A 15,017-nucleotide genomic window follows, 5' to 3' on the forward strand; every position below is an offset into this window, starting at 1 on the left:
CCTATTTACCTAATTTTTTAGCGATATTATGGTTGAGTTGCTCGCGCCACTTGTCGCGCAAAGACTTTGCCCCTTCTTCGCCGGCCAGCGCCGAACAAAAGCCTTTGATATCGTCACCCAGTACCTCTTGGACACTCTGACCGTCCTCCGCCGATTCTTCGAGCAGGCCAAGCACACCGTCGAGAATTGGCATGAGGTTGCGACCTGTGAAATCGGAGTACGACCAAAGATTGGCATTAATTTTTTCCCATGCCGCTTGATAATCAGCAGGCAGCTTTTTGACTCGCGATTCAAAAGTTTTGAATTGTTTAGTCATGTCGCTGCCGGTGATTTTTTCCCAAAAATTCATTATTTTTTCTCCTTTAACTCGTTAATTTTTGATGATACGAACTCCCATTTTCCCCAGAACTTCCGCAGTTCCTCGCGCCCCGCGTCGTTGATCGCGAAAAACTTTCGCGGCGGTCCCATTTCGGAGGGCTTCTTGGTGATCTCCACCAACTTGTTTTTTTCAAGCCGGATCAGGATGGTGTACACCGTTCCCTCCACAACATCTGTGAAGCCGAGGGCGTTCAGCCGCCGCGTGATTTCGTAGCCGTAGGTTTCTTCGCGGCTTATAATTTCAAGGACACAGCCCTCAAGCACGCCTTTGAGCATTTCCGTTAGGTTTTCCAGTACAATCACTCCTTGCTATTCTGTACGACTGGTATCAAGTGTTACTTACTACTGCTATAGAGTAACACGTAGTAGTTGGTCTGTCAATAGCGTTTGCTCTGACACGGATTTACATTTTCAACTATCCCGCCCGTTAACGTAATGAAGCAGCCGACCACAGAGATCGGCTGCTTCTTTGTTTTTTATTGACTTATCGTTCTCCGTTAGTGGAGTCCCTTTAATTCGGCTTTGCATTGATTTCCGTTAAAGTTCATGCATCACGAAGTCCCACCGAGTTAAGGCAGCTTGCTGCCGGCCGCGATGCGGTTAGTCGGCGCGGATGTGTCCCGGCAATTACTTCCTCGTTCCTTGTTTCCGGGACCGAGGGTCGCCCAGATGCATATTTCAGTTAAGTCTTCTTTTAAACATCACTTATTTATTACCGAGTTGTTCCGCCAAACCGATTAGAAGTCCTTCATGTCCACGAATGTAGCAGAGCCGATACGAGTCCCCGTACTGAACCACTTCGCCAACGAGCTGAGCACCATACTTAGTGAGTCTGGATACCATTTCGTCAATGTCTTCAACGGCGAACATGACGCGTAGATAACCGAGGGCATTTACAGGAGCAGTTCGGTGATCTGATATAGTAGGTGGGGTGAGAAATCGCGAAAGTTCAAGTCGGCTGTGGCCATCTGGGGTAACCATCATAGCAATCTCTACACACTGTGAACCCAGCCCGGTTACGCGACCAGCCCATTCACCTTCGACAGTAGCTCGCCCTTCGAGCTTCAAGCCAATCTCCTCGAAGAAAGAGATTGCGTCATCAAGGGATTCTACAACGATGCCAACATTGTCCATTCTTAGTAATTTGTTTTTTGACATAGTTTTATCTCCTTATGTGTACAAATTTATTACCTGATCATCTTCATAATTTATTCTATCAAGAATTACTAATTCCTTCCAAACGTTTAACATCTTGTCACAGTTCATCGAATATGTCATTGCCGGCCTAGCACGCCGTCACTCTTCGTCAGCGTATGCTTGACCGGATGTATTCGGCGCGGTCTTCGATGCTGCAACGCGGAAGCTCGACTAATTCGTATCCAAGCTCGGTGTAAACGGCCGCCATCGTGTCAAAGGTTCGGCAGGCTGTCTTCAGATCCTGTTTTCGTTCGGCATCCTGACGATAAATGTCCGGCCAAGGCGGTGCGATAAAGACGCGTTTATTGTAGCGAAATAATTCGCCAGCGCGCTGGATATGAGCCGGAACATCCAAACCCTCCAGTCGAAGATACCCGATGACGTCAGGCACACCTCGATCAAACAGCACGGGGGCGGTATTCCCTTGCTTCAGTTCTTGTCGGTATGAACGCATTTCCCAAGATAGCATGAGCTCTGCGAAGAGTATTCTGTCTTTCCAAGGCAGAGCGGTACCGCCAATCATCGTTTGCTCCTGGATGATGCTTCGTCCCGCTTCGACCGACCGCATGAAGCCTTTTTGTTCGAGATAATCGAGGAGCGTACTCTTCCCTGAGCCAGGGCCACCTGTGATGACAAAAAAATGGTGTCCATCTAACTGCATAATATCCTCCTTAGGTAGAGCTTGGATAGGCGAGTTCGATCGGCCCGTCCGTGGTTTCGTTGAACGTAGAATGAATGGAGTAGGTGCGGTGAACTTTCAAGCATGGCGAGACAATAAGTATCTGATGCGGTGTAACAATCGTTAGCTTAATGAGAGAACCTTATTTTTTCCCAATCCTCTAGTAAGGCCCACGTAATCTCAGGTTCCTCTCTCCTACTAGGGTTATCATTCGCTCCTCCTAGACCTTAAATGTTTTCCTTTATCCAAGAACGCAACTTATCAGCATAGAAAGAGCGTTCATCTGGATCGGACTGAGAACCCTTTGTCAGATAAAGTTGATCATTCACATATCTAGGGTAAACATGGAGATGATAATGCCACACGTCTTGATTGCCAGCAGGCTCATTATGTTGCCGCGTAGAAATCCCATCACATCCATATGTACTTTTCATTGCAAACGCTGTAAGCTGAGCCGCGCGGTGAATTTCAACAGCGTAATCCGCAGGGAGATCAAAGATGTTCTCGAAATGTTGATTAGGAACAACAAGAACATGTCCTTTATTGTTTGGCCACCATTTGCTCGCTATAAATGCCGTTACCATTTCATTCTGATAGATGATATCCCTTTGTTTTGTTCCCTGATTAGGTCGCTCGATACCCCAAACACGACAAAATGGACATTCGTATCCTTCGGGCTTATGTGAAAATGATGCTGTCATCTTCCTCATTCAACTCCTTTCATATTTCCCCAACCAGCTATTAGACGTAGGCAACTTCTGTTATTTTCTAAGCTTCTTCGTTTCATTTCTTAGAAAAATGTCTCCGCACAAAAAAAGAACCGAGTCGTCAACCGGTTCCGGTTCTTTCCTTGCGGTATGTTCCCGGCGTGAAGCCTGTTATTTTCTTGAACATTTTGATGAACGTTTGACTGTGGACGAAGCCCACCGCCAAAGCGATTTCATGAACGGGCATATCGGTTCGCTCCATCAGCCCCGTTGCCTGTTCCACCCGGACCGCGTTGACGTAGTCGACGAATTTGACGCCATACTCCTCTTTAAACAGTCTGCTGATCGAGGTCGGATGCAGATGGAATTCGTCGGCCAGCATCGCTTGCGACAAGTTCGGATCGGCGTACTGTTCGTCGATGTACCGCTTGATGTCCTGCATCACGTTCCGGTTCTGCTTCGATTCGCGCCATTGCCGCAGCCGTTCCCCCACCGCCGAGAACACGAGCGTGAACGCTTCCCCGATATCGCCGAGCGTCTCGCCTTCCTTCAGCGAGTCTTCCAGGCGGACGCTTTCCGCAACCCAAGCCGCCTGCAGCTCGGCCGGCAGTTCGATCATTTCGCGCTGAACGTGGTACAGCAATACGAATAGCAAATGCCGGATTTGTTCGCCGCTGAAACAGCCGTTCTTCATGGAAGCAAGCAGCGAGCACCATTCCTCCATCCATGAGGGCTCCCCCATCCGGAACATGCGGCTGATCTCCTTGATTCGCTGCAGCCCTTGAGCGATTTCCGGATGCCCTCCGCCCGGCAAATCGCGGAACCGGATCATCCGGTCCAAGCCGAGAGAAATTTTGAAGGCGAGCGCTTCCTTCGCGGTCTGGAACGAGCGGGCAATATCGTCGCTGCGCTCTACCGACATCCCGATTCCGATCGTCACCGTAAACGGCAAATGACGGCCGACCCAGCCGCGCAAACGGTCCAGCGCCGCTTCCAACTCCCGCTCGGCGGCCGGATCGTCTCCGTAAGAACCGATAACCCCGAGCTGGTGCTCGGCGAGCCAGTCGGACTGGAACCCGATATTCGCCGCATCCAGCGTTTCCCGCATTGCGGATTGAAGCGCATACTTCAACAGCTGCCGGTCGCGGTCGGAGTAACTGCGGCATACGTCGACGAAGAAACGGTCGATCTCCACGATGGCCGCCGAGGCCGCTCCCGCGTCCAGCTTCAGCCCGAGCATTTCGGCTTCCTTGCGGGTTTCTTTCGAACCGGCATCGACCCGCCCTTCGGCCAGGCGGCGGAAATGATGCGCCCGCTTGAACGATTTGTTCTCCTCGTTTTCCCGGCTTAACCGGTTCGATTGATCCCACAAGCTGTCGAGCGCAAGACCGATCGTTTGAAATTCGTCGCGCATGTTCGCTCCCGCCGGGAAAGCCGCCGATTTTTTGAGCGAAAACGAGCCGATCTGGCGCAGCAGCGTTTCGACCGGACGGTAATGTCTACGGGTAACATACAGAATCCAGACGAGTCCGAGCGCGATGCACAGGGCTCCGAGCGAGACGGAGCCGTACAGGACAGGGGTCACCCAGGCGAACAAGCCCGGCTGCAGCATGCCTCCTTCGATTTGCCAACCGGTATATGGCATTGCCGCGCTAACGAGCTTCTTCCGTTCGATCCGTGCCGCTCTATCCGCTCCGATCGTGGAAACGATTGCCGTACCGCCGGCATCCGTCAGCTCCATATAACCGGTCGACGTATCCGTCGAATCGCTCAATAAGTCTCGGAGCGAATCCGCGTTCACATTAACGACAAGCAAGCCCTTAGTCCGCAAATCGGCAATTTTCACAAGCGAAACGACAGATTGCGTATTGGATGCGGCGGCTCCCCCGGGTATCGTGCGGAAATCGCCCCAGGCGAAGCGGAGAGCGGACTCCCTTTTGGTCGCAATGTACGCTTGATCGGCGAAGCCGTCTATATGGGCGATGCTGGTCGGGCCAATGACCGTTCCGTCTTCCGGACGGTACAAATAAGCCGAATCGATCAGCGGATGTCTGTATTGCAGCTCTCCGAGAACGCGTGCGGCCGAATAGGAGGTGGTGTAGGAACCGTTCGCTTCGGCATAGAAGTCGGCGATTCTCGAATCGGATAGGACCGACGCGTACATCGTATCCTCGATATTGCGCAAGGATTGCTCGATCAGCCGCATTGCGTTTTTCGTCACCGCTTCGTTCGACTTTACGGCCGATCGTTCGGTCAATTGGCGGACGGTGACGAAAGTAATCAGCAGCAGTGTGAGACAAACGGCGAGAAAGACCGGCATGTAAGATAGCAGCATCCGGTAAAACCAATTTTTTCTCATCCGCTCTCTCCCCCTTATCCAAGCGTCGGGCTGCCGTCAACTGAAACCGCTTCCCATTTACAAACCTTCTGTTTACCGTTATTATTTCGCATACGGGTCCTACCGTCAAGCCGGAATCGATTGGCTCAAAAATGATTCATTCCGCAAAAACGCTTTATTCCGCGGCTGAAGCCCAGATTCCAAAAAAGCTTCATCGTGCATAAACGATCCGTATCCAAAACCCGGTCCCGCCGTTACGATGGAATTGCGCATGACAAACCGGCGCACAGCCGGAATGAACAAACGAAGGGGGTTGAACGACGGATGAAACGAACATGGATCGCCGGGACGGCTCTTGTGCTGGCCGGCGGCATGCTCGCGGCTTGCGCCGGCAAGGAAGACGGAAGCAAACAAGCCGCGAACGAGAAAATGCCGCTGCGCATTTTCATCGACGCCCAGAACAACGCGATGCTGCCTCCCGAGCAGGACGATTTCGTCAAGAAAACGATTGAAGAGAAATTCAACGTAAAGCTGAAGGTCGAGTATATGGCGCCGGGCGAAGACTACAACAAGAAAATCAACGCCTACCTGACGTCCAACGATCCGCCCGACATGTGGAGAGACTCGAACGGCGACGGAGGCTCCAAGTACGCGCTCGACGGGCTGCTGGGCGACATGAGCAAGTACGTCACTCCGCAGGCGATGCCCAATTATTTCAAATATTGGGTGGACGAAACGACGTTGAAACGATACCAGGTGCACAACCAGTTCGTGCGCGCCCCGGTGCCGTACAGCAAAGAAATTTACCGCGCCTGGTATATCCGCAAAGACTGGCTCGACAAGCTCGGCTTGCAGGTGCCGAAAACGTACGACGACTATATGAAAGTGCTGCGGGCATTCACGAACGACGATCCGGACGGCAACGGCAAAAAAGATACGTACGGCTTCTCCATGTCGGCCGGAGGCGACGGAATCGGGCTCGATTGGCCGGAATACCGCAAAAACGGATTAGTATTCGCATCGTTCATCGAGAACGGAGTATTCAAAGATACGCAGACCGACCCGCGTGTCGAAGGCGTGTTGAACGATATCGCCAAGGTGATCGGCGAAGGCGTTATTGACCCCGACTGGTTCCTGAACAAAGCGACGCAGCACGTCGATAAGGCCGCTCAAGGAAAAGTCGGAGTCGTGCTAGGGTCGACGAAAGATTTCGCCTTCGATTCGAACCCGCAAAGCTTGCAAAGCAAAGCGAAGGCGATATTCCCGAACGCCAACTGGGTTCCGTTCACGCCGTTCGGGGACCAGCCGCTCCAATCCGGCATCGCTCCGGGCTCTCCGTTCCTGTTCCACAAAACGATCGTGGAGAAGCATCCGGACAAAGTGAAGAAGATTACGGAAATATTGGACTGGCTCGCAAGCGAGGAAGGCTTCATCCTGACCCACTACGGGCAGGACGGCAAGCATTACGCACGCAGTGGCAAAACGATAACGCTGAAGCCCGACGCCATCCAAGAGGATATTGTGAAAAAAGGCGATTGGCTGAGCATTTGGGACTTCTTCACGCCGAACACGCCGAATACGTTCGGACTGACCGTAGTCGATCCGAGACAGACGGACCGAGACCGGAACATTATCAAAACGTTGGCCGCCATTCCGACGGCGCCGTACATCGGAACGAGCCTGGCCCCTCCGGCCGGCTTCGACCTGGCCGCCTTCCGCAAACGGCAGCGCGAGCTGCAGGCGAAAGCGGTGTTCGAGGATAAGTCGGGCAAAAACTGGCCGAGCTACCGCGAAGAGCTGATGACGAAATATAACGGCAGCAAGCTGTTCGACGCGTATGCGGAGCAAATCAAAGCGGCAGGCATCACAAAATAAACCTTGATGCAAGAAGCGATGCAAGACGAACAAACCCCCATCAAAAAAGCCCTCGCCCTCTCCGGTGCATGTTCATCCGAAGTTGGCGGGGCTTTTTTGTTATCGAGAAACGGTCAATTCAGCTTCAGCGAGACGGTAATGCCGTCCTCCCTGAAGCGGATGTCCTTGATCGCGATCAAGGGCGGAAGCGCTTCGTCCAACCGGACGACAATCGGGTCGAGCTGAAGCCAAGAGGACGGAACGTTCCAGCTGCGAATTCGGGTCCCGGTATGGCTTATCGTCAGCTTAGGCGCGTTCCATTCAAGCTTGAAAACCAGCACGGCGCCAGCTCGGATGCCGCCGACGGTTTTCAAATTGACATGGGCGGTCAACCGGTCGGACTGCTGCTCGAATCGGGCGCCTTCGATGACGACGTCCGCTCTTAGCTGCGCCCGTTCGGCAAGCTGCTTCTTCACGATATCGTTAAGCTCGCGCTCGCTGATCTGCACTTCCGGCTTGCGGGCCTTCACCATGTCCAATACTTTCTGCGCCACGGACACCTGTCCGTAATCCAGATTCAACGTTTCCGTCGGCTTGACGTACCAGATCGCCGCACCTATTCCGATTGCGGCAAGCAGCAGCAAGCCGGCCAATGTGTATATCGCTCTACGAATCAAGCTGCTCCTCTCCCAAGAGAGCCCCACAAAGTGAAGCCTTTCTTCGAAGCTTATTCCAATTCTTGCGGGGACCCCGAAATTATAAACTCTATAGGTCAAGAAACGAGCGATTGATTGCGACCCGCGCTAAAGCTTCGAATCCCGGTCCTTCTTCTCTTTCAGCCATCGCGGAGCGCCTTTATTTTTGCGGTCGCGTTCGCGTTCTCTCTCGCTCGGCTTCGGTTTGCCGGCCGCCGGCTTCGCCGGGGCTTGCTCCGCCTTGGGCTTGGCCGCTTCCCTTTCGTTCCGGATGCTCGCCGCTCCCGGCGTCCGAAATCCACCGACGGCGGATCGGATCGAGAACGCGCGCTGTGCGGTCGGTCCGCTCTCTTGAGCGCTGCTGACGGCGGCTGTTTTTTCCGCGGACGGTTTTGATTTCGGAGCGGGTCCGCGTTGTGCCGGGTGTTTGGCAGCGGCCGTGTTCGCGTTCCTCGCGGCATGTCCTCGCACTTCATCGGGCTCCACGATGTTCCCTTTGTACATCGCCTTCCGGCTTATAACGATGCCCAGCTGTTTCTCGAATTTACGGATAATGAACAGCTCCTGCTCCGTCACGATGGAGACGGATAAGCCGCTCCGCCCCATCCGGCCCGTCCGGCCCGACCGGTGCACGTAATGCTCGGCGTCCAGCGCGGGCTGCAGATGGAATACGTGCGTCAAGCCTTCGATGTCCAAGCCGCGCGCCGCAACGTCGGTCGCTACGAGCGTGCGCAGCTTGCCCGTGCGGAACCGGTTCAACAGCGTCGTACGCTCCTGCTTGGGAGCATCGCCGTACAGCGCATCCGCGGACAGTCCGGCATGCTGCAGCTTCGCGGCCACCTCGGCGATCACGTCAAGGTCGTTCACGAACGCCAGCGCCGACTTCGGATCGTACAGCCGGACGAGCCGGCGCAGCGTATCGATCCGGTCTCTCTCCTCGCATACGAACACGAGATGCTCGATTCCTCCGGCCGTTCGATTTCCCGGGTCGATCTCGATCTCCTTCGGCTCATTCATCCATCTGCCCGCCATTCTCCGCACCTCCGCGGGCAGCGTCGCCGAGAAGAACAGCAGCTGCCGGTCGCGGAGCGCGCCTTCCACGATTTCCTCCGCTTCCTTGGCGCTGCCGAGCGCGAACATTTGGTCCGCCTCGTCGATGACGATCGTGCGGACACGGTGCAGCTTCACTTTGCGCAACCGCAGCAGCTCCGCGATCCGTCCGGGCGTACCGACGATAATATGCGGGTGCAGTTTCAGCCGGTCAACCTGTCTGCTGAGCGAGGCGCCGCCGATCAGCGCCTGTCCGCGAATGCCGGCCGGGGCGCCGTACTTCTCGATTTCCGCGGCGATCTGAACGCCCAGCTCCCGGGTCGGCGACAGCACGACCGCCTGAAGCTCCTTCGCGGACGGATCGATCCTTTCCAGAACCGGCAGCAAATAAGCAAGCGTCTTGCCCGTGCCGGTCTGCGATTGGGCCAGCAGGTCCTTGCCCTCGAGAGCAGCCGGAATCGCTTCGCGCTGAATCGGCGAAGGCTCTGCGATCCCGTGTCTCGCCAGCGTCTCGACCAATCCGGGGCCGATCCCGAGCGATTCGAACGTCGAATTCATTCTTCAAGTCCCTCATTTCAACTAATCGTTTCATTTGCTAAAACTATACCATAATGTCCGTCCCGAATGAAATGAGCGCTCCGCCGACGTCTATCTCAGGGTTCAAGTAGCTTAAAAGAAATAAAGGAACTGTATTCCGTTATCGACCGGTTAAACAAGTATGCCGACAAATTTACGGAACTATATTCCGCTATTCAGCTTTTTTGCCGTACGCGAAGCAAAAAAGTATGATTTAGCGTACTATAGTTCCGTTATAAACAAGGAACCCGTAAAAATATCCAACTTAGCGGATTGCAGTTCCGCTATCGAACAAAAAAAGCGGGAGCCGCCTGCCGGCATTACTCCGACCCGCGCTCCTGTGCGGTCGGTGCCGGCGGTGCTTCCCGCCTTTGCCGGGCAGACGCTTACGCCATGCCCAGCATTTGCTTCACTTTGTTGTAATCATGCTCCAGACGCTCGTACGCCGGGAACGGCGCGTGGCATTCCAGCGTAATCCAGCCGGAATAGCCGGTTTCCTTCAGCGCGTCGAACAACGGCTGATGATCGGCTTCGCCTTCGCCCAGCCGGCATTGCAGAAACTTCTCGTCCCCGTGCTTCGTCCGGTTGACGAACGTTCCCGGAGCTCCCGATTCGGCTACGCGCTTCTCGTCCTTCACGTGAACATGGAACATCCGCTTGCCGAGGCCGATCACCGAATCCCGGCCGTAGTCGGTATCGGTAATGTACATATTGCCCGCGTCGTGGATCAAGCCGATATTGTCCTCTCCGACGAGATCGACGATGCGCAAGCTCGACTCCACCGTTTCCGCAAGCGAAATGTTGTGGATTTCAAGCACGATGCTCTTGCCTTGCTTGCCCGCTTCAACCGCACACTTCTTCAGCCAAAACGCCGCTTTCGCATAATGGTAATCTTGAGCGAGGAAAGCATTCGGTCCGCCCGCTCCGACCCGGATCATATCCGCGCCGAGCACGCTTGCAGCTTCCAGAATGCGCTGGAAATCACCGAACGCCTGATCGCACTCCTTGTCGCTTCCCGTGGAGAAGCCCCCCATATATCCGGCGATAACCGGAATGGCCAAGCCGAGCCCGTCGGCTACCGACCGGATCTCCTTGACGCGGGTCGCGCTCGTCGTAGCGGACAAGTGCGGCTCTCTCGCCGCAATCTCGATGCCGTCGAACCCGATTTGTTTCGTAAGCCGCATCGCTTCCTGGATGCTGTGATCGATCAATACTCCGCTGAATGCCGCCAGTTTCATTACGCTTTCTCCTCCGCTTCGTATACGAGCTCGCCGTCCATGTACGTTTGCAGCAGCCGGATCTTGTCTCCTGTCCGCTCGAACAGGACGATATCGGCCGGCGCGCCGGGTGCAAGCCCTTCGCCCGCAGGCAGCTTCATGAACCGCGCCGGGCGAACCGAAGACATCTCCCATGCGTCGCGCAGATCGGCCAGCCCTTTCCGGAGCACGTGTTCGATTCCCCACAGCAGCATTTGCGCCGATCCGGCCAATATTTTCGGATTGCTGGCGAGCGACAGCCGCCCTTCCTCCGTCAGCACGACTTTCCCGCCGACGTGCGTCGTATATTCGCCCGCCGGCATGCCGGACAAATAAACCGCGTCGCTGACCATCAGCGCCTGAGCGCCTTTCGTCTTGAAAATGACCTTCAGCACGGATTCCGGCAAATGGAATCCGTCCGCAATGACGCAAGTCCACAATTCGTCCTGCGCCAGCTGCTCCCAAATGTAGTTCGGATGGCGCGGCATCATCAGATGCGCGCCGTTGCCGAGATGCGTCGACATGCGGGCGCCGGCGCGAACCGCCTCGCGGATCTGCTCCGGCGTCGCCGACGTATGACCGATCGATACCGTAACGCCGCTGGCGCTGCACTTCGCGATAAAATCGGCGCTGTCCGGCCATTCCGGCGACAGCGTCAAAATGCGAATCCGCCCGCCTGCCGCTCGCTGCCAGCGCTCGAACATCTCCCAGTCCGGAGCACGGACATAGTCCGCGCTGTGCGCGCCCCTTGCGCCGTCTTCCGGCGAAATGAACGGGCCTTCGACATGAATGCCCGCGATCATCCGGTTCGTGCGGGCATCGCCGTCGCACGCCCTGGCGATAATGCCGGCCGCCTCTTCGATCGCTTCCGGCGAATTCGTAATGATCGTCGGATAATACGAGGTGACGCCTTCGCGCCACAAAGCCCGGCTTGCCTTGACAACCAGCTCGGTCGAGAAAGGAAGCGTATTGAAATCGTCGCCCGCATATCCGTTTATTTGCAAATCTACGAGTCCGGGGCCGATCAACGGCAGTTGATCCGTATCGCCCGAATCCAGCGGCTCGATGCTTGCCACAAGACCATCGCTAATGGTTACACGCACCGCGCCCCCGGTGGCGTAATGAATGCCCTCCAGCACCCGAGCGCCGGTACCGCTTCCGTTGGTCGTCATCGTATCACGCTCCATAAGAGTCGCGGTCCACGTACAGCGTGCAGTCCGGATGGCGGCGCAGCACGGTGGACGGGCATTCCGTCGAGATGGTTCCGTTCAAGGTCCGATTCACCGCGTTGCGCTTCGTCGGGCCGGGTACCATGCAGTACAGGTGGTCGGCCGACATCATCGTAGGGATCGTGAGCGTAAGCGCATGGGTCGGCACGTCGCCGAACGTCGGGAAGCAGCCGTCGTTCACTTGCTGCTGCCGGCAGGCGTCGTCCAGCTCGACCGCTTTGATCGTGAACGGGTCGTCGAAATCGGCGACCGGAGGATCGTTGAACGCAATATGGCCGTTCTCGCCGATTCCGAGACAGACGATGTCGATCGGCGCTTCTCTCAGCAGATCGCCGTAACGTTTACATTCTGCTTCGATCGTATTCGAGCTGTCGATCAAATGGACTTGTCCGGGCTTTACTTTATCGAACAGCCGCTCGCATAGAAACCGGCTGAACTTCTGGGGCGCGTCGTTCGGAAGACCGATATATTCGTCCATATGGAACGCCGTTATGCGCGACCAGTCGATGTCCGGGTCGGAGGAGAGCGTCTCCAGAAATTCGTTCTGCGAAGGCGCCGCCGCGAAAATCATCCGGATGCGGTCCTTCCTGCCGAGCAGCTCCTTGATCGTGGCGGCAGCCGCCCGGCCCGCCGATGTCCCGAGGTCTTGCCGGTTCGCATATACGTTCACCTTCAGCTGATCTACCGATTCCGCCTTAACGGGTTGTGGCTGCAAGCTCATGTCACTCTTCCTCTCGAATCAATTGTTCGATCGCCTTGCGGATGATCGTTTCGGTTTCCGGGGCGAACGGCGCCGGCAATGCGAAGTATACGCTCGAGTCTTTGCCCTCGTAGCCGCCCTCGGCGATCTGGCTTGCTGTAGGCACATACCCGATCATGCCGTTGCTGTATCCCATCGCAAGCGTACGGTCCCCCGACAGCTCCTTCGCGTAGTCGCCGTATTCCAGCACGACTTCCCCGTCCATGGCGAGGAAGGAGAGGCCGTCCGCAAGCTTGATCCGGGTCAGCTCGAACGGGATATGGCTCCGCAGCTTCTCCGGATTACTCCGCAGCTTCATTCCCCATTCCGCGAGCGCGCCGCCCTTGGCGATCCGTTCGTCGATCTCCGCCTCCGTCGGCAGCGTCTGAAACGGCAGCTGTACGACGATCCGCCTTCCCGACACGGGCAATGCGGCAAGCTCCTCCATCGTTCCATCCAATACACGTTCCACTTCATTCGCAAGCAGACGTCCGGACTTCGCTACTTCCTCTTCGGTCCCGGAATAAAACTTGTCGTCGCGATGGAGCGCTGGACGGATGTTACCGGTACAGCCCTGCAGGAAGGAGACGACCGTACCGCGTCCGAACGTAGCTTCCAGACGCTCGGCCGCGACTCCGGGATATTCCGACGTCACATAATTCGTATTGGTCGTCGTCGGGTGGCATGTATAATGCACGAATACCGCCTTCGCGGTTCCGTCCTCTTTGCGGAAACGGATCACGTTAACGTCCGTATCTAGCAAACCGTCCGGATTCGGCGCCATCGTCATCGCGCCGCCTACGATTTTGCGGCGGTTGATGCCGATCCGGCAGTCTCCCTTGCCCCGTTCGATCGTAATCGGCTCCAAGTTGGCGATGGCCGTCTCTACGCCGCGAAACAGCGATTGATCCAGACTGTCCAAATAGTCGGCATCCGGTAGCCCGAGAACATCGCAAAACTCCGTGCTCGTCTGAGGTCCCCCATGCGTATGCTGGGCGCTTAAGATAAGATCGGACGGTCCGATCCCGAACCGCTCGGCAAGCGTCTCGCGAATGCGCGCCATCCGCTCGCTCCCCCACCAGATGATGTCTCCCTGTGCGATCAGCACGCGGCGCTTCTCTACGCCGTCATGTTGCTCGAACACGTTCACTCTGGCGTACAGACGGCGGTTTATGCCGAGGAAAGGGCCTTTGCGGTGTCCGTAACCCGCGAGCGGAATCGGCCGCTGCGGCGTAATATCGACTTTGGCGGTGCCGAGCAGCAGTCGCGTCCCGCTCATTCGGACACCTCTTCCAGCTTGATCGGCGCGCCCTTCGCCGACGATTCGTAAATCGCCTCGACGAGCTGGACCGCGCGCAGGCCGTCTACCCCTTTCAAATAAAGCTCCTCGCCGGATTCGATCGCCGCGATGACGTTCTCCATCTGGATGCGATGGTTGACGTGCGAGATGCTCCGCGGATCGGATACGCCTCCGTAATTCGTATTGCCGCCCAGATCAGGCGCTTCGACGCCGGGTACGGTCCAGTGGGTAACCGAGGAGCCTTCGAGCTTGATCGTGCCGTGCTCCCCGTACAAGTTCAACGCGGCCGCGAAGCCCGGCTGTATGCTGGTCGACGCCATGATCGTGCCGAAGGCGCCGTTCTTGAACGTAAGCAAAGCGAGGCCCAAATCCTCCGCTTCCATCTGATGCGTATTTGTCGCCGTTTTGCCATAGACGGTGTCGACGAGTCCCCCGAACCAGAGCAGCAGATCGATTGAGTGAATGCCCTGATTCATCAGCGCTCCGCCGTCCTGATCGATCGTTCCCCGCCATTCGGCGCTGTCGTAATAAGACTGGGCGCGGTAGAACGGAAGCGATACTTCCACGAGCAGCAGCTTGCCGAGCGCGCCGCTGTCCAGCACGTTGCGGACCGCGACGTGCTGCGCCTCGAACCGCCGCTGGGAAATGACCGACAGCGTGACGCCGTTCTTCTTCGCCGTGCGGATGAGCTCGAGCGAGTCTTTCGTATTCATCGCGATCGGCTTCTCGATGATGAGATGCTTGCCCGCATTCAGGACATCGAGGCCGATCGGAGCATGGCTGCCGCTCGAAGTGGTGACGCATACGATGTCGATGTCCGGGTTGGCGAGCAGGTCCTTATAGTCCGTCGCGTAACCGCAGCCTTCCTTCTCCGCGAACGCCTTCGCCCGCTCTTCCGTCCGGTTCGCTACGGCGACGAGCTTGCCCCTCTCGATTTCCTTGATCGCCGCGGCGTGAAAGTCCGCAATCGAGCCGGTGCCGATAATGCCGAATCCCCACGTTTTCATCCGTATTCCCTC

Annotated in this window: 14 protein-coding genes; 1 reads left to right on the forward strand and 13 read right to left on the reverse strand. The window is 56.3% G+C overall.

The window, feature by feature from the left end:
* Position 1: 1 nt before the first annotated feature.
* The 6 genes from FE783_RS02020 to FE783_RS02045 form a co-directional block, all read right to left on the reverse strand.
* Entirely contained in the window at positions 2-349 is a 348-nt protein-coding gene (locus FE783_RS02020; protein ID WP_138877627.1) for a DUF1048 domain-containing protein, read from the reverse strand.
* Positions 349-654: a PadR family transcriptional regulator gene (locus FE783_RS02025; RefSeq protein WP_138877780.1), complete on the reverse strand. Its 306-nt coding sequence runs from the start codon at positions 652-654 to the stop codon at positions 349-351. The genes FE783_RS02020 and FE783_RS02025 overlap by 1 nt, the downstream gene beginning before the upstream one ends.
* Before the next feature lie 429 nt (positions 655-1,083).
* Positions 1,084-1,536, reverse strand: a complete 453-nt coding sequence (locus FE783_RS02030; protein WP_138877628.1) for a VOC family protein — start codon at positions 1,534-1,536, stop codon at positions 1,084-1,086.
* 148 nt (positions 1,537-1,684) lie between these two features.
* Entirely contained in the window at positions 1,685-2,236 is a 552-nt protein-coding gene (locus FE783_RS02035) for an AAA family ATPase (protein ID WP_138877629.1), read from the reverse strand.
* 245 nt (positions 2,237-2,481) lie between these two features.
* A complete protein-coding gene (locus FE783_RS02040; protein WP_138877630.1) occupies positions 2,482-2,955 on the reverse strand; it encodes an HIT family protein in 474 nt (157 codons plus the stop codon).
* A gap of 127 nt (positions 2,956-3,082) precedes the next feature.
* Positions 3,083-5,320: a helix-turn-helix domain-containing protein gene (locus FE783_RS02045; RefSeq protein ID WP_138877631.1), complete on the reverse strand. Its 2,238-nt coding sequence runs from the start codon at positions 5,318-5,320 to the stop codon at positions 3,083-3,085.
* A 303-nt stretch (positions 5,321-5,623) separates the two neighbouring features.
* On the opposite strand from FE783_RS02045, the gene FE783_RS02050 reads away from it, so the two are divergent.
* Positions 5,624-7,174 carry an extracellular solute-binding protein gene (locus tag FE783_RS02050; protein ID WP_138877632.1) on the forward strand — a complete coding sequence of 517 codons (1,551 nt, stop codon included), beginning with the start codon at positions 5,624-5,626 and terminating at the stop codon, positions 7,172-7,174.
* A 113-nt stretch (positions 7,175-7,287) separates the two neighbouring features.
* Here FE783_RS02050 and FE783_RS02055 read toward each other — a convergent pair whose 3' ends face one another.
* The 7 genes from FE783_RS02055 to FE783_RS02085 all read right to left on the reverse strand — a co-directional run bounded on the left by FE783_RS02055 (position 7,288) and on the right by FE783_RS02085 (position 15,005).
* Entirely contained in the window at positions 7,288-7,830 is a 543-nt protein-coding gene (locus FE783_RS02055) for a hypothetical protein (protein WP_138877633.1), read from the reverse strand.
* Positions 7,831-7,956: 126 nt separating this feature from the next.
* Positions 7,957-9,456 (reverse strand): DEAD/DEAH box helicase, encoded by a 1,500-nt coding sequence (locus FE783_RS02060; protein WP_138877634.1) that lies wholly within the window; start codon positions 9,454-9,456, stop codon positions 7,957-7,959.
* 404 nt (positions 9,457-9,860) lie between these two features.
* Positions 9,861-10,712 (reverse strand): sugar phosphate isomerase/epimerase family protein, encoded by an 852-nt coding sequence (locus FE783_RS02065; RefSeq protein ID WP_138877635.1) that lies wholly within the window; start codon positions 10,710-10,712, stop codon positions 9,861-9,863.
* Entirely contained in the window at positions 10,712-11,902 is a 1,191-nt protein-coding gene (locus tag FE783_RS02070) for an N-acetylglucosamine-6-phosphate deacetylase (protein ID WP_138877636.1), read from the reverse strand. Before FE783_RS02070 ends, FE783_RS02065 begins: the two co-directional genes overlap by 1 nt.
* A 4-nt stretch (positions 11,903-11,906) precedes the next feature.
* Entirely contained in the window at positions 11,907-12,680 is a 774-nt protein-coding gene (locus FE783_RS02075) for a glucosamine-6-phosphate deaminase (protein WP_138877637.1), read from the reverse strand.
* Between the two features lies 1 nt (position 12,681).
* Entirely contained in the window at positions 12,682-13,977 is a 1,296-nt protein-coding gene (locus tag FE783_RS02080) for a neutral/alkaline non-lysosomal ceramidase N-terminal domain-containing protein (protein ID WP_138877638.1), read from the reverse strand.
* A complete protein-coding gene (locus tag FE783_RS02085) occupies positions 13,974-15,005 on the reverse strand; it encodes a Gfo/Idh/MocA family protein (RefSeq protein WP_138877639.1) in 1,032 nt (343 codons plus the stop codon). The genes FE783_RS02080 and FE783_RS02085 overlap by 4 nt, the downstream gene beginning before the upstream one ends.
* Positions 15,006-15,017 lie beyond the last annotated feature (12 nt).

Source organism: Paenibacillus mesophilus, from assembly GCF_005938385.1.
Taxonomy (GTDB): domain Bacteria; phylum Bacillota; class Bacilli; order Paenibacillales; family NBRC-103111; genus Paenibacillus_AB; species Paenibacillus_AB mesophilus.

Coding starts and splice junctions, on each gene's coding strand:
- FE783_RS02020 (WP_138877627.1), bottom strand. CDS start 349: ATGAATTTTTGGGAAAAAATCACCGGCAGCGACATGACTAAACAATTC.
- FE783_RS02025 (WP_138877780.1), bottom strand. CDS start 654: ATGCTCAAAGGCGTGCTTGAGGGCTGTGTCCTTGAAATTATAAGCCGC.
- FE783_RS02030 (WP_138877628.1), bottom strand. CDS start 1,536: ATGTCAAAAAACAAATTACTAAGAATGGACAATGTTGGCATCGTTGTA.
- FE783_RS02035 (WP_138877629.1), bottom strand. CDS start 2,236: ATGCAGTTAGATGGACACCATTTTTTTGTCATCACAGGTGGCCCTGGC.
- FE783_RS02040 (WP_138877630.1), bottom strand. CDS start 2,955: ATGACAGCATCATTTTCACATAAGCCCGAAGGATACGAATGTCCATTT.
- FE783_RS02045 (WP_138877631.1), bottom strand. CDS start 5,320: ATGAGAAAAAATTGGTTTTACCGGATGCTGCTATCTTACATGCCGGTC.
- FE783_RS02050 (WP_138877632.1), top strand. CDS start 5,624: ATGAAACGAACATGGATCGCCGGGACGGCTCTTGTGCTGGCCGGCGGC.
- FE783_RS02060 (WP_138877634.1), bottom strand. CDS start 9,456: ATGAATTCGACGTTCGAATCGCTCGGGATCGGCCCCGGATTGGTCGAG.
- FE783_RS02065 (WP_138877635.1), bottom strand. CDS start 10,712: ATGAAACTGGCGGCATTCAGCGGAGTATTGATCGATCACAGCATCCAG.
- FE783_RS02070 (WP_138877636.1), bottom strand. CDS start 11,902: ATGACGACCAACGGAAGCGGTACCGGCGCTCGGGTGCTGGAGGGCATT.
- FE783_RS02075 (WP_138877637.1), bottom strand. CDS start 12,680: ATGAGCTTGCAGCCACAACCCGTTAAGGCGGAATCGGTAGATCAGCTG.
- FE783_RS02080 (WP_138877638.1), bottom strand. CDS start 13,977: ATGAGCGGGACGCGACTGCTGCTCGGCACCGCCAAAGTCGATATTACG.
- FE783_RS02085 (WP_138877639.1), bottom strand. CDS start 15,005: ATGAAAACGTGGGGATTCGGCATTATCGGCACCGGCTCGATTGCGGAC.